Consider the following 13,670-nt stretch of genomic DNA (forward strand, 5'->3'; position numbering starts at 1 on the left):
CGTGGGCTTCACGGTTGCGGTGGAGGCGCGGTGTCCCAGGTGTGCACCCTGTCCGTCGTGACGAGAGGTTTGTCGGCGGGCCCTTTGATGTGGGCGGGCACGACTCGCTCCTCGTGTTCGCATCCGCCCTCGGCGTGGGCGCGCGGGTTGAGGCACGTGTTGCGCCGGTAAGGGCGAACTGGCCAGCGGCGGGTCCACTGCGGTGCCCGGCGGCCGTGGGAGGAGGCTGCCGTGTCCTCGGCGCTGGCCTGCGCCGAGGGCCGGTGGCGAGTGTGCACCCGAACCAGGTGCACGGCGCCGGGCCCGAGGATGTCGGCCCGCCGGTCGCGTTTGAGGCCGTGACGTGGACGGGGCACGGTTTCGGTCTCGGTGAGCTGGGTGTTACCGGTCTGTCCCATCAGTTGCCACGCGGTGTAAACCACGTGCGCCCACTGGCTGCCGTTGTCCGGATCGGGGCGGGGCAGTGGCTGGTCGAATCCCAGGACGAGTTCGTCGTAGGTCTGCAGCCGGGCGAGTCCCGCCTGAGCTTCTCGTGCGGCCATGTCTACAGCGGTGAGCGTTCCGCCCGTGTGCTTGTCGATGGCCAGAGGCCGGTCCAAGGGGAGGCTGTCCCAGCCGTTGCTGCCCGTGGTCCAGAAGGTCAGCCAGACGCCGTCGAACTCGGGCGTCAAGGGCGCCGCGCCCTGCGGCGTGCGGGGTGTCCAGCGGATCTTGCCGGGTTCTCCGTCCAGGTCGAGGTCAGCCGGGCTCCATCGCGACCACGAGACGCCCACGACGGGAAAGGCCAGCCGCAGTTCTTCGTCCAAGTCGGTGACCGCGGTGGTCCACGGGCTTGTCAACGCTGCTGCGAGATCGACATCGTGGCTGCCGATGGGCTGGGCGAAGAGCATCAGCCCCGCTTCGGCCGGCATTCGACGAGCTCGGACTGGCTCGTGGGACGGGGTGGCCGCTGCGGCGAGCGCCAGCGAGGTCATGTCCTCGTCGACCCAGTACAGCTGCGCCTGGCGCAGCCGTCGCTGCTCGCTGCGCGCCATCAGTATCCCGCCAATGATGTCGCTGGCGGCCGTCTCTTCGGGCGGGCCGGAGATCGTCGGGATCAGCGGGCTGCTTCCGCCGACGATACGCATCATGAACTCGTGGCAATGGGGTGGCTTGAGCACCTGCTCGCTCATCTGAATGCGCAGGTCAGGCAGTTCGGAGGGATGCGGCGCGACCCACGCCCCCACGTGGGTGGAGGTGGTCACCTCACGGCTCTGATGTGCGGCGCGGTCGGCGTTCATGGAAAGCCCGTTCTGATCAGATGCGGCGCAGCGCCTCAAGGACGCGGTCCAGAAGCGCGAGATGCTCGTCGTCGGAGCGCTGTCCTTGCAGTGCGGCCTGCAGCGCCGCGGCGCGCTCCTGGTCGACGTCCAGTGGCTGAGCCAGAAGCCCTGCTGCGGGGAGGTCTCCCAGGCTGGGTAGGTATTGCGTCAGCTCGCTGTGGTCGACGTTGGGCGCGGGAGTGTCGGCGGTTTGCGCCGGTACGGGCGGGCGCACTTCGGACGAGCGGCGCTGGGTCGGCAGGATCACCACGGCGTACTCCCGTTCACGGCAGCACTTCCGTTTCGAGAGGAGCGGCCCGGTGATCGAGGTCGTGCGGTTCGTTGTCGTCGGGCCAGAAGCGGCTACCGCGCAGCACCCGCAGGAGCGGCAACACCTCGTCCTGAAGCCCTGGCGTCATCGCGATCGCGCAGCGCGACCTGGTTGAGTGCGGACTGCCGTCGGCGTCGAGCACGAGGGCACCGGCCTCGCGGGCGATGATGGCGCCAGCCGCGGTGTCCCAGGTGCGGTTGCCGAGCAGCACGCAGGCGTCCAGGGTGCCGTCCGCGACCCACACCAGGTCCAGCGCGGAGGAGCCGTACCGGCGCAGCCCTTGCGCTCGGGCGGTGAGTTCGCGGTCTACGGCGGCGCACAGCACGTCGCGCAAACCTTCGTCGGCACCGCTGCCGTAGTCGCTGAACCCGACCAGGGCCTTGTTGAGGACGTCGGTGGTGGAGGCCCTGATCGGGTCACCGTCGCGGTAGGCACCGTGGCCGTGGGCCGCCCAGTAGCGGTGGCCGAGGAAAGGCAGCGCGGTCACGCCGAGGACCGGCTGGTCGTGATGGACCAGGCCGAGCGCGATAGCGCACAATAGGTTGGCGTGCTGGTGGTTGATCGTGCCGTCGATGGGGTCGAGCACCCAGTAGGTGTCCGGGTTTCCAACCGCTCCGGTCTCTTCCCCCACGAACCCGATCTCGGCGTGGCCGCGCGCGCTCAGTCGTTGCCGGACAAGGTGTTCGACGGTCTCGTCTACCTCGGAGACCGGGTTGCGGTCGCCCTTGTACCGGATGTTGCGTGGAGGATGGCTGAGTACGTGCTCGACCGCGAGGTCGATCGCGACGTGGGCCGCCGGCAGGGCGGCGGTGAGGTCAAGTGCCGACGACATGGTTCCTTCGGGGTGCTTCTTGGCGGGACTTTGCGCCGGACGAATGTGCGGTGGACGTCCGTCAGGGCAGGGCGGGCCACCACGGTTGCTCGCGGGTCGGTCCGCCGCTGCGCAACCGATCTGCGAGGGCTGACGGCCGCAGGTCCAGGTGGCCGAGTTCGATGTCGGTGGCCCAGCGCGCTTCGCCGTGGTCAACCCGGACCGCACTGGGGTCGGTGAGAGTCACGTCGAACAGCAGGGCCAGCTCGAAGACGGTGGGTTGCGTGCCCGCGTACTGCTCGCGCAGTTCCACGGCGGCGCAGAAATCCAGGTGGGCCGCGCAGGCGTCGAGCTCTGTCCGCAGGTTGCGCCGCAGGGCGTCCTCGACAGCTTCACCGGCTCGTACGAGGCCGCCCGGCAGCCGGTAGGCAGTGGCGCCGGGGTCGCGGACGACCAGAAGACGCTCGTCGTGTCCTACGAGGCCGTACACCCCGACGAGCGGGCCGAGGGCGGGCGAGGTGGTGGTCATGGTGCTCTCGCGATCAACGGACGAGGGAGATGTCGAAGCGGTGCGTCAGGTCGGACCTGACCGTGTTCGGCGGCGTGTGCCGAGGGGGCGTTCATCGCGTCGCCTCGGGCTCGTAGACGGCTGTGTTGAGCCGCGTCTCACGGACCAGGACCCGTTCGACCCTCGCGCCGTCGGAGCGTGGGAGCCCGGCCAAGACGCTTTCGGCGACCCGGCCGAGTAAGACCGCGACGGCCTCCACGGTGGGCCACGGCAGTCCCTGGCCGTACTGCTCGGCAACGTCCGCCGGGCGCTCGACCCCGAAGCAGAACACCCGGCTGCCCTCCGCGATCAGCGGCTCGATCAGCCGGTCGCGCGCGCCGAGTATCGTGGCGTGGTCGAGGTGCTCGTCGATCCACCGTCGTAGCCCGACCTTGAGCGCGCCGAACTCCACAACGGTCACCTCGGGGCTCAGCTCCGGCGCACTCACCGTCACCGCAGTCGACCAGGAGTGGCCGTGCAGATTCACGCACTTGCCACCCAGGTGTGGCAGCCGGTGCCCGGACTCGAACGAATACTCGACGGTGATTTTGTGCGGCATCAGCGAACCACCGGGCTCGACCGGTCGATCGACAGGGGCGAGTGCGGCAGCATCACCTCGTGCATCTGCACTGAACCAAGCTCACTTTCCGCAAAGTCAGGCGGTCGGGATCAAATGCGGCCCGCGGTGACCGGTCGGGGGTCGGCCACCGCAGGCCCGTGGCCAGTCAACGACGTCGCCCACCGCGATCACCAGAGCGACCGTGTGGCGGCTGCGAGGCGTCAACGGGGCGGCACCGGCCATACGCTGCGAAAACGGGCGAGTACTGTGCGCTATAGAGGGACGGGAGGAAGCGATGGCGGCACGGCCACTCACTCCGCTGGCCGCTGCTCGCGAAGCCGCCGGTTACACCCAGGAAAGCCTCGCCGTCACGCTGAAGGTCGAGCGCACCACCATCGGCCGATGGGAACGCGGCGTCCAGTCGCCCCAGCCGTGGCAGCGGCCCGGCCTCACCCGCGCCCTGCAGGTCTCCCTCGACGAGTTGGACGACCTGCTGCGCCGCACCGCTCGACGCTCCATCAAGCCCACCTCGGCTGCAATCCCGCTACGGCAGCCTCGCACGCCGTCTACCCGACCTCATCACCGAACTCGCCCGCGCCGGCCAGCTCGGCGACACCGCCGACCGCCGCCACGCCGCAGCTCTGCTCACCCTGGCGCTGCGCGCCGCCGACGGGGTGGCCTTCAAGTTCGGCTACCTGGACCTGTCCGCGCGGCTGATCGACCTGATGCGTTCGGCCGCCCAGCTCGCCGAGGACCCGTTGTTGCTGGCCGCGGTGGCGTACGTGCGCACCGAGACCTTCTTCGCCAACGGCGACCTGGACACCGCGGCCCGCGCCCTCGAACTCGCCGCTGACCACATACCCGGCCTCGAGACCGCTTCGGCCACGGCTGCCTTCGGTGCCCTGCACATGCGCGCCGCGGTCGTCGCGGGCCGGGCTGGCAAGCCCGATCGCGCCGCCGACCACCTGCGCGAAGCCCGCCACGCCGCAACCGCCGTCCCCGAAGGCGTCTACCAGGGCACCGCGTTCGGCCCGGCCTCCCTACGCATCCACGAACTCGCCGTCGCCGTCGAACTGCGCGATCCCCTGGGCATCGAACGGGCGGCTGCCTGGTACCCGCCCAACAACCTGCCCGCCGAACGTCGCTCCCACTACTTCATCGACCTCGCCCGCGCCCAGCTCACGCTCGGCCGTCACGAGGACGCCTACCTGTGCCTGCAAGCCGCCCGCCAGGCCGCGCCCGAACACACCCGCGCCCATCCCCAGGTCCGCCGTTCGCTGTCGACCTTGCTGCGTACTCACGGCGCACCGAGCACGGGACTGCTCGACCTCGCCGCCTGGGCTCGTGCTCGTTGATCCCTGCCGGGCGCTCAGTGCGGAGCCAGCAGGTCAGGCAGGTCGTGAAGGGAGTCGATCACCCAATCGGCGTCACGACGTACCAGCGGGTCGTCAGCCCAGAGATAGCCCCAGGGGCCGCGCCGGATCAACGCCGTGCGAAACCCCGCCGCCTTCGCCGCCACCACGTCGTTGTCCCGGTGATCACCCACGTACACCGTCTCGCCGGGGCCGTTGGGCACCATCTCCGCGACCTGGGCGAAGAACTCGAGCGAAGGCTTGGCGACACCCCACTCGCCCGACGTCGCGACCTGGTCCACCGGCAGGCCCAGCGCACGCAGCAGCTCAGCCGCGCGGGCGGTCTGGTTACCGGCAACCCCCAGCCACAAGCCGAGCTCCCGCAGCCCCGCCAGGCCGGGCCGGACGTCGGGATAGAGGTCGCCGTCCTCGATGTGCTCACCCAGGCCAGCCTCTTCCCGTAGCCGCCGTTCGTGGGCGAGGTCGAAGCCCGGCTTGAAGCACTGGAACGTCTCGGCGTTGTCCCGGCCGGCAGCGGTGACCGCACCCAGCACGGTCGAGAAGGTATGACGCGGCACGCCGATCCAGTCGGCCCACGCACCCCACTCGCGCGAGTCGTCCAACAACGTCTCGCCCACGTCGAACACCACCGCGGTCACCATGCTCCTACTCCTACGTCACCCGCGAACGCCCCGCCACAGAGGGCATTACCGCCTGCACAGATCTCGCTGACTTCCCGCTGCGGAAGCTAGTCAGGCCGCCGCGCGGTCTTCCGCCACACCGGAGACGCTGCCTGGACCAAAAGTGCAGATCGATGCTGCCATCCTGAACCAATGAGCACTTCTGGTCCGGGCCGCGGTCGTGACGACTTGGGACGCGCGCTGTTGGCCCAGCACCCTCGCGGCGAGCAATGGCGACAGCTCGACGTGACCATCGCCAACCTGACCTTCGAACAGATCACCCGCATGGGCTCCCTTGGTGAGGAGCACGCCTCCGATCGCCAAGCCGTTCGGGACAGGATCATCGCCGGGATCACCGACCCCGAGCTGGCCGGACGGCTCGCCTCACGGTGGATCCGATGGAAGGACACCTTCGGGCTGCCGATGCCCGCCGAACTCGACGACCCGATCGCGGTGCTGCACCACCCCTACCTGCTGGCACGGCAGGCTGCACCAAACCACTCCGGCTGGCACCAGGTGGTCCTGCCCGTATTCGACGCCGGACTGGCGATCGCAGCGGCAGGCCACGACGACGAGGGAGCCGCCGACTACGAATTGCTCACCGCACCGTGGCGACAGACGTGCCTGCCCTCGCGATACACCGCGACTAGCGCCTACGGCCCTCACACTCAAGCCGCGTTGCGGGTCCTGCGCCATGCGGAAGTTACGCCGGCGACGGTTGTGCGCCGGATGGGTCGAGCGTGCGCCGCAATCGACGAGCAACGCTGGGAGGCGGCGTGCACCGCGGTCACCGAGGCATCAATCGCGTGGGGGTTCCCGCTCCGGGCGCGTTGCCTGTACTGGGAGACCGTTCCAGCCGCCGAAGGAGCAGTCGGCGAGTCACCTACGGACACGTCGATCGTCAACGCACTGTGGGGCGCGGCGATCTCGCAGGCGTTTGCCGGACGACTCGACTCCGACACCAGCGCGCTGTTGGCCAGCCCGTGGCGGACGGCAGGACTTCCACTCCCTGGATAACCCACCTCGCCGCGCTCCACAGCAATGGGTAAGCCGAGCGCTGCCTGACAGCGAGATCTGTGACTGAGCCCTTCAGTTGACCGGTTGAGCACGACACGGGCCACAGTGTTCATGTTCATCAGCTGGTGACCGGTTCGGTGGGCTGCCTGGCAGGATCAGAAGGGTGGATGCTGGTGTCGTGGTGGCCGTCGTCGCCCTCAGTGCTGTGGTGCTGCTGGTCGCCCTCGTAGTGGCGACGGCCATGGTGCTACGGGCTGTTCGTGGCCAGGCTGCCGGACACAACTCTCTGGGGACCGGCTACGGCGCGGACGACTCGACGGCAGAGCTGGCGGCCGTACTCGGTCAGGCCCGCGACGTCGTGACCCAGTTCGAGGGCAGCGTTCACCGGCTGGCCGACCTCAACGTGAGTGAGTTCGGGCAGGGTGTTTACAGGCTTGCCGACCTCGACCTGTGGGGGTTCCAGGACAGCGTTCGCGCGCTTGCCGACCTGCAGCCCGGCGCGTCGGGCGGTCCTTCTGCCGAGATCAGCGAACCCCGCATCGTTGCCGAACTGAACCACGCACTCCAGACACCGCTCAACACGCTGCGCTTCGCCATCAGTAACTTGGAGGACCTCCCGGACGATGTGGTGCTCGCGGAGCGGGCCGAACGCCTCGCCGCCATGACCGGGTCGCTGAACCTCTGCTTCTCCGCGCTGATCACCTTCCGCGGCCTCGTCGAGAGGATCGCGGCGATTCCGACGTGGCAGCCGTCACTCCACGAGGCCATCCGAGCGGTGAGCGCGATGTACCCCACCTCGCCGATGACGGTCGATTTCGACGCCGTGCCCGACCAGGTTGATGGATTCTCCAACCACTACCTGGTCGTCATGTTGCAACCGCTGGTGGAGAACGCGATCGAGGGTTGTCGCCCTGGCGGCACCGTCGAGATCAGCTTCGCCGACAGGGGCGAAGAGGTGGAGTTCACCGTGTACAACCCCGTCGACCACTCGGTCGACGGGGAGATCTTGTTCGCGCCTGAGGCGACGACCAAGAATGGGCATCAGGGTCTGGGCGTGCCTATCGCGCAGCGGCTCGCCGAACTCGCCCGGGGCAAGCTGACCGCAGAGATCACCGACACCGGCGTGCGCATGCACGTCGAGTTGCCGAGGAGGTAGCCATGCGCGAGGAGCACGCGGAGATCCTCGTCGTGGACGATGACGGCGCGTATGCGAGGACCTTGACCGAGTGGCTGCAGAACCGGATTCCACAGGGTGTTGCCTATACCGATGACAAGGACAAGGCGATCGAGTTGGTCAAATCCACCTACGTGCGGATCGCGATCCTCGACCAGCGCATGCGCCACAAGCTCGGTGTCGACGGCACTCAACTCGCTGCCGAGATTCGGGAGATCGACGAGCGGATCCGCGTCATCATCCTCAGTGGTGAGTCCGATCGGGGAGACTACGAGAAATCGAACGAGCTGCGGCTACGGCACCTGAAAAAGGGCGAGAACGAGAAGCTGCTGCGCGAGATCGCGTTGGAAAGACAGCAGTACCTGCTCGAACTGGAACGCGGCGCCAAGACCCATGCGGAGATCATCGGCCGCTACCGGCCATGGGCCCTCGTGCGCGGGCCCGCAGTGGTCTTCAAGAAGCTCCTTGAGGAGATCGTCTCCGCGGCCCCGGAGGCCGAGGAGAAGGACTTCAGGACACTGGTCCATGTGGACGCTGGCCAGTCGGTCAGTGAGACGGTGACCGTCGTGTTTGGCAACGAGATCGAGATCGAGGAGGAGAGCACTCGTCAGCTGGAGTCGACCGGCCGGTTCCGCGACGTGGTGATCGCCGAGCTCACGACCAGCCTGAAGTCGGCGATCCGCGAGCGTAGCCGGACGAAGATCACCCAACAGCAGACGCACACCAGTGAGCAGCGGTTCGAGGTGCCGGAGAAGGACCAGACGGAGGGCGTGGTCGCCTACGAGATCCAGGAAGCGCCGCTGTACCACCGCAAACGCGCGCTGGTCCAGGTCTCCTGCGAATGCTGCGGCCACGCCGACGTCGTCACGGTCGGCTTCCGCGAGCCGAGCGGTAAGATCCAACGCCGCCGCGTCGACTTCCTGACCGGCGACAGGAAACGAATCACCAACATCGGCACCCGCTGATTACACAAGCCAGCACGCCCGATCGCGGTCCGCCGCTGATCTGGGTTCGGCGACCGCGATCGTGGGATGTTGGGGCCTTGACCTGTATGAACATGGCGACTCGGCGCTGGCGATTCCGTCATTCGGGATCACCCTGCCTTCAGCTGTTCATGCGCGGACTGGGACACGACGGGCGGTGCACTTCGCAATGTCCGTCGCGGCTGTGACGTCGGCTTAGGCTGGGTCAGGTGATTGACCAGTTGACCGTGGATGCGGCGGTCGCCGATGCTCGCCTTGCTGCGATGGAGTTCGATGACGCCCAGGTATGGCTGCGCGCCCATCATCCGCTGATGGAGCCGCTCGCGGCCGAGGTTTGGGTCACCGACCCGACGTACAGCCACGTGTTGCTCGTACGTCACCGTGTGCGTGGATGGGTGCCGCCTGGTGGCAAGGTCGAGCCGGGCGAGACGCCGCGGGCAGCTGCGGGCCGTGAACTCGTGGAGGAGGCTGGCGTGGCGGGCGAGTTGCTTTCTGTGCCGGCCGCGGTGGCTGTCCGATCCTTCCGTGCTGACTGGGCGCCGACGCTGAGCCTGTCCTACGGCGCCGTCGTTGGCCGTGATGTGCCGTTCGGTGGAGAGACTGGGCAGCCCTCGAGGTGGGTTGATCTGGACGAGACGTGGGAGAGCGTGTTCCCCGAGGACCGTGAACGTATCCGCGCGTACGTGCGTCGATTGGCAGCGGGGAACGTTGTGGGAGCGCGCTGAGGCCCGTCGCCGGTGCACCGTCAGAGGACCTTGTCGATCAGACTCAGGATGTCGTCGGGCAGCGTCACCAGTTGGAGCTCGTGAAGGAATCGCACCCACACCGGCTCCAGGCCGGGCTTCGCGCTGAATTCATCCTCGCTCAGCTGCCTTCGGCGTAGGCCGTGGTGCGGTGCGCGTGCTGCTGGAGCTGGTCTTCGTGCAGCCATCGCGGGGCGCGCGCCTCTTGGGCAGAGGGTCGGATCGGTCCAGAGGTCTGGGCCCGATAGATCCACCACTGATGGCCCACGCGGTCGCTGGTCGGCCGGCGGCAGTGGTTAGGCCGCCATGCGGTCAGCAGCAGGTCAAGTGAGGTGACGGTCAGGCCGACTTCCTCGGCGACCTCGATGCGGGCGGCTTGCTCGGGGCCTCCGTGCTGGTCGACATGACCGGCGACCGGTGCGATCCCCACCGGGGGCCTCGCGCGTTCGAAGACCAGCAGCCCGTTCGGTGAGGAGATGAGCACGCCGACGGCCGCGTGGTCGCAGTACTTGGTCCCGCTGCTGTGGCTACTGGTCGGTGGCGGGGCGGTCAAGGTAGTTCCCTGGGCCGCTGTGCGACCACCACGAGCCAGCTCGTCACGGTAGGCGTGTCGGGCGTGGTCAGCGAGTACGCCTTGTCGAGGATGTCCATCCGCTGAGCGTGGGTGAACTCCCCGTCGGGGCGGGCGAAGACCGGAATCGACAGCCACGCCTTCTTCTCAGCCATCGTGCTGCGCTGGGCGACGACCTCGGTGTCGAGCACGGTCAGCCCGGCGACTGACAAGTGCTCGGCGATCGTGTCTAGCGGCAACTTCGGAGCTGGCTCGGCGGCTGGAGGCGGGGCGTAGCCGTAGTCACGGGCCGCGACCTGACGGATCAAGGTGTTCAGCGAAGGCCCGGTGCGCACGTTGGTCTCGTCGGGGTGGCGGACGCCGGCAAAGCCGCCGCCGACGTTGAACACGAACCGGCCGCCGGGTCGCAGGACCTGGTGGACGGCGGCGAACACCTGTGGCACGTCGGTCTTCCAGATCGCGGAGTTGCACACCACGGCGTCCGTCGCGCCGGGAACGTGGTCGGCGAGGTCTTCGGCTGGTGCGGTGACCCAGGTCAGGCGCGGATCGACCAGGGTGCGTCGGCCGACGCGCTGCATGGCGGCGGCGTTGTCCAGGGAGATGACCTGGGCGTCGATCGGCACGTGTTCGAGGACTGCCTCCGCGGTCGCACCGGCTCCGCCGCAGAGGTCGACCACCAGCCGGCTGTCGGTGAGATCGGCGCGGCGGGCAAGGTCCTGGCTGGTGGCCGAATACATGGGGAAGGCACGGGTGAAGGCGGCGTACGCCTCTGCGGTGGCGTCCTCGTCCCAGCCGAGAAGAGCGTCCGAGGGTGCCATCGCGGGTACCTCACTTCAGGGGTGCTGGCCAGGCTCGCGGCGAACGGACGCGACGAGCCAGCCGAGGGCAGTTAGAAGAGGGAGTTCTGGAAGGCGGCGGCGGGCGAGGTGAACGGGCCGAGCGTGATGCGGCGACCCTTGAGGGTGCCGAGGTCGAGCACGTAGTCCACCTCGTCGTCACCGTCCAGGGCGGCCAGTACCTGGGTGCCGACGCACGAGACGACGGTGAAGCCGTGCTCACCGTCGCGCAGATCGTGTGGATACAGCATCCGTACACCGTTGACGGCGCGCAGTCGGTCGCCTTCGGCAGGAGGAGTCCACGTCTCCAGCATTGCCTGGGTGTTCATCGCGGCGAGCGCGTCTGCGGCGCGGGAGACGTGCCGGTCGTGGGTCGCGCTCGCGGTGGACAGGTCGGTCAGGGTGGCCAGCGCTTTGAGCTTGGCCGAGGCCCGGATGGTCTGGGGCACCTGCAGACCGCGGGTGACGGCGTCTTCGAGGTGGCGTACGGCGCGGCCGTCGGGGCTCTTGGTGAGGTAGGTGGCAATCAGGGCGCCTTGTTCGTCGAGGCGGGATTGCTTGCGTGGTTCGGCCGCGGTGCCGACCTTGGTGGTGCCGTCGGCGAAGGTGGCGAGGTAGAGCAAGTGTGGTTGGTCCATGTACTGGCGCAGGGCCGCGGGGACGTTGCCGTCTTGGTGGAACTGGTGGGCGAGGCGGAACTCGTCCTGGCGCGAGCACCGGGCGCACTGGTTGCCCTGTTCGGTGGGCGCGCGGTCGGGGCACGCGAGGGCCTCGACGCGCACCGTGTCGGCGAACCGGTATCGGCCGGTGCACCATCGGCCGACACCGATCTCAAAGCCGAGTCGCTGGTTCATGATTTCGGCGTAGACCAGCGGCCCGTCGGGCAGCGGGGCCAGCAGTAGTCGGGGATCTCCTGTCGCCCAGGTGATGCCGTGGCACACGTACTCGCCGTCGGTTGGTCGGGTCGCTGGCATGGTGCGGTTCCTCGTGGTGGCTGTGGGCGGGGTCAGATGGTGAGCTGGAGGCGGTCGGCGAGCGCGTCGGCGGCGGTCTTGAAGACCGCGTCGCGGTCCATGTCGGTCACGTCCATCGACAGCCATCCGCCGCGCTGCTCGTGCTCGCGCAGCTTCGCGAGGACGGTGTCCTGGTAGCGGATGAAGTCCTCGTCCGCTCCGCCGGAGTGGCCGGTTTCCAGGGAGCTGAATTCGCCCTTGCGGGCGAGCGCGTCGCGGGCGCTGATGTGCAGGAAGAACACCAGGTCGGGTTCGGTGAGGTGGGCGAAGACCTGCTCGGCCAGGCTGGTGGAGACGTCGGGGTTCACCGCGTAGCGAGCGAGGATCTTGTGGTGGGCGTTGTCGAGGATCACGTGGGTTCCGGCGGCGAGAGCGGGCTGGATGACGAGTTTGTCCTGGAGGGTGTACCAGCGTGCCACTCAACGTCTTCGAGCTGCTGACCGCCACCTTCGCCGGCGACAAACAGTACTTCCAGCAGCACGGCGAGGACTTCTCACTGGTCGAGGACTGGAAGCAGATCAAGGCCGAGCTCGCTCAACGTCAGGTGCTGAGCAAGCTCGAGAGCACGGACTTCCTGCAGGCGTTGACGCTGTTGACCACTCGCGCTCGACGCCAGGCCTTCGACGCAGGCGCGGTAGCCGCGCACAAGGCCCCCGCTATCTCCTGCAAACGCGGTGACATCCTCAAGCTCTCCCTGGAGGACTACCTACAGTGGCGCGACGCGCTGGTAGAGGCCTTCCACTGGTGCGCCAAGTTCCTCACCCAGCAGTACATCTACCGAGCCAAGGATCTGCCGTACCACAGCCAGCTGGTACCGCTCGCGGCGCTTCGCGTCATTCTCGGCAAGAACGCCGACGCCCACGCCACCGCGGCCAAGCTGACACAGTGGTTCTGGTGCGGCGTGCTCGGCGAGCTCTACGGCGGCACCACCGAGACGCGATTCGCCCGCGATGTCGCTCAGGTGCCGACATGGATCGACGGAGCAGACGAGCCGGAAACCGTTGCCATCGCATCGTTTCACGAGCAACGGCTGCTCACCCTGCGCAGCCGACAGTCCGCGGCCTACAAGGGCGTCTACGCGCTTCTTATGCGCGGCGGCTGCGAGGACTGGCTCAAGAAGCAAAGCCTGGACATCGCTGCTGCCTACGACCTCAGGATCGACATCCACCACGTCTTCCCCAAGGACTGGTGCAGCAAGAACAACATCGACCCTCAGCGCCGCGAGAGCATCATCAACAAAACACCGCTGGCCTACGACACCAACCGCATCATCGGCGGCCGCTCACCCGCTGACTACCTCCAGCTGGTGGAGAAGCGATCGGGACTGGACGCGGACACTATCGACCACCTGGTGGCCACTCACCGGATCGACCCGGTGAGGCTTCGCGCCGCGGACTTCGACGGCTACTTCGACGCCCGGCGAGAGGAACTCCTGCACTTGATCGGGTCAGCGATGGGCAAGGAGCCAATCCGGACGCACGAGGCACCGGATGTGGATCAGCCATATACCTTCTTGTGAAGGAACCCAGGACGGTGCGTTCGGCCACCTGTGACCTCGCCGTCTGCCAGGGTCGTCCCGATGAGGTTTCACTAGCAAGCATCACAGGAGATCGACGTTGCGCTGGCGGGCGCGCCTATGTCCAGCCAACTGACTTGAAAATCAACAACGGTGAAATCGATGTTTCGCAAGGCATTGAGCCATAGACTTCGGCGGTCAACGCCGACGAGGTCCGGTCGTTGCGCGCCTGTGGG

At 67.8% G+C, this 13,670-nt stretch carries 16 protein-coding genes and 1 pseudogene; 7 read left to right on the forward strand and 10 right to left on the reverse strand.

Translation table 11 applies throughout. The features are described 5' to 3' along the window. Window positions 1–8: 8 nt before the first annotated feature. The 5 genes from ACZ7CH_RS35105 to ACZ7CH_RS35125 all read right to left on the reverse strand — a co-directional run bounded on the left by ACZ7CH_RS35105 (window position 9) and on the right by ACZ7CH_RS35125 (window position 3,549). Window positions 9–1,280, reverse strand: coding sequence for a hypothetical protein (locus tag ACZ7CH_RS35105; protein ID WP_470375892.1), 1,272 nt, complete (start codon window positions 1,278–1,280; stop codon window positions 9–11). Window positions 1,281–1,296: 16 nt separating this feature from the next. Continuing rightward, window positions 1,297–1,572 carry a hypothetical protein gene (locus ACZ7CH_RS35110; protein WP_470375893.1) on the reverse strand — a complete coding sequence of 92 codons (276 nt, stop codon included), beginning with the start codon at window positions 1,570–1,572 and terminating at the stop codon, window positions 1,297–1,299. A 13-nt stretch (window positions 1,573–1,585) separates the two neighbouring features. After that, window positions 1,586–2,464 carry an inositol monophosphatase family protein gene (locus tag ACZ7CH_RS35115; RefSeq protein ID WP_470375894.1) on the reverse strand — a complete coding sequence of 293 codons (879 nt, stop codon included), beginning with the start codon at window positions 2,462–2,464 and terminating at the stop codon, window positions 1,586–1,588. A gap of 61 nt (window positions 2,465–2,525) precedes the next feature. Then, window positions 2,526–2,972 carry an NUDIX domain-containing protein gene (locus ACZ7CH_RS35120; protein WP_470375895.1) on the reverse strand — a complete coding sequence of 149 codons (447 nt, stop codon included), beginning with the start codon at window positions 2,970–2,972 and terminating at the stop codon, window positions 2,526–2,528. 91 nt (window positions 2,973–3,063) lie between these two features. Then, window positions 3,064–3,549 carry a 6-pyruvoyl trahydropterin synthase family protein gene (locus ACZ7CH_RS35125; protein ID WP_470375896.1) on the reverse strand — a complete coding sequence of 162 codons (486 nt, stop codon included), beginning with the start codon at window positions 3,547–3,549 and terminating at the stop codon, window positions 3,064–3,066. Window positions 3,550–3,844: 295 nt separating this feature from the next. On the opposite strand from ACZ7CH_RS35125, the pseudogene ACZ7CH_RS35130 reads away from it, so the two are divergent. Together ACZ7CH_RS35130 and ACZ7CH_RS35135 are read left to right on the forward strand one after the other, a co-directional pair. Next, window positions 3,845–4,030 (forward strand): annotated as a pseudogene (locus ACZ7CH_RS35130) (helix-turn-helix transcriptional regulator); the annotation flags it as partial. Between the two features lie 193 nt (window positions 4,031–4,223). Next, entirely contained in the window at window positions 4,224–4,904 is a 681-nt protein-coding gene (locus ACZ7CH_RS35135) for a hypothetical protein (RefSeq protein WP_470375897.1), read from the forward strand. 14 nt (window positions 4,905–4,918) lie between these two features. Here ACZ7CH_RS35135 and ACZ7CH_RS35140 read toward each other — a convergent pair whose 3' ends face one another. Beyond that, window positions 4,919–5,563 (reverse strand): HAD family hydrolase, encoded by a 645-nt coding sequence (locus ACZ7CH_RS35140; RefSeq protein ID WP_470375898.1) that lies wholly within the window; start codon window positions 5,561–5,563, stop codon window positions 4,919–4,921. A gap of 171 nt (window positions 5,564–5,734) precedes the next feature. On the opposite strand from ACZ7CH_RS35140, the gene ACZ7CH_RS35145 reads away from it, so the two are divergent. From ACZ7CH_RS35145 to ACZ7CH_RS35160, 4 genes are all read left to right on the forward strand, one after another. After that, window positions 5,735–6,598 carry a hypothetical protein gene (locus tag ACZ7CH_RS35145; protein WP_470375899.1) on the forward strand — a complete coding sequence of 288 codons (864 nt, stop codon included), beginning with the start codon at window positions 5,735–5,737 and terminating at the stop codon, window positions 6,596–6,598. 163 nt (window positions 6,599–6,761) lie between these two features. After that, complete coding sequence (locus ACZ7CH_RS35150; protein WP_470375900.1) at window positions 6,762–7,754, forward strand: ATP-binding protein; 993 nt, start codon at window positions 6,762–6,764, stop codon at window positions 7,752–7,754. A 2-nt stretch (window positions 7,755–7,756) separates the two neighbouring features. Further along, window positions 7,757–8,737: a response regulator gene (locus ACZ7CH_RS35155; protein WP_470375901.1), complete on the forward strand. Its 981-nt coding sequence runs from the start codon at window positions 7,757–7,759 to the stop codon at window positions 8,735–8,737. Window positions 8,738–8,964: 227 nt separating this feature from the next. Continuing rightward, complete coding sequence (locus ACZ7CH_RS35160; RefSeq protein WP_470375902.1) at window positions 8,965–9,480, forward strand: NUDIX domain-containing protein; 516 nt, start codon at window positions 8,965–8,967, stop codon at window positions 9,478–9,480. 139 nt (window positions 9,481–9,619) lie between these two features. On the opposite strand, the gene ACZ7CH_RS35165 is transcribed toward ACZ7CH_RS35160, so the two are convergent. From ACZ7CH_RS35165 to ACZ7CH_RS35180, 4 genes are all read right to left on the reverse strand, one after another. Next, window positions 9,620–10,051, reverse strand: coding sequence for an NUDIX hydrolase (locus ACZ7CH_RS35165; RefSeq protein ID WP_470375903.1), 432 nt, complete (start codon window positions 10,049–10,051; stop codon window positions 9,620–9,622). Further along, the gene (locus ACZ7CH_RS35170; RefSeq protein WP_470375904.1) at window positions 10,048–10,887 is read right to left on the reverse strand and encodes a class I SAM-dependent methyltransferase; all 840 of its coding nucleotides are present in this window, start codon (window positions 10,885–10,887) and stop codon (window positions 10,048–10,050) included. The genes ACZ7CH_RS35165 and ACZ7CH_RS35170 overlap by 4 nt, the downstream gene beginning before the upstream one ends. 71 nt (window positions 10,888–10,958) lie before the next feature. Beyond that, window positions 10,959–11,879: a DUF2797 domain-containing protein gene (locus tag ACZ7CH_RS35175; protein ID WP_470375905.1), complete on the reverse strand. Its 921-nt coding sequence runs from the start codon at window positions 11,877–11,879 to the stop codon at window positions 10,959–10,961. A 32-nt stretch (window positions 11,880–11,911) separates the two neighbouring features. Then, window positions 11,912–12,337, reverse strand: a complete 426-nt coding sequence (locus tag ACZ7CH_RS35180) for a hypothetical protein (RefSeq protein WP_470375906.1) — start codon at window positions 12,335–12,337, stop codon at window positions 11,912–11,914. On the opposite strand from ACZ7CH_RS35180, the gene ACZ7CH_RS35185 reads away from it, so the two are divergent. Further along, a complete protein-coding gene (locus tag ACZ7CH_RS35185; protein WP_470375907.1) occupies window positions 12,331–13,437 on the forward strand; it encodes a hypothetical protein in 1,107 nt (368 codons plus the stop codon). The genes ACZ7CH_RS35180 and ACZ7CH_RS35185 overlap by 7 nt on opposite strands. The last annotated feature ends 233 nt before the right edge of the window (window positions 13,438–13,670 follow it).

This window comes from Lentzea sp. NPDC037011 (assembly GCF_055607425.1).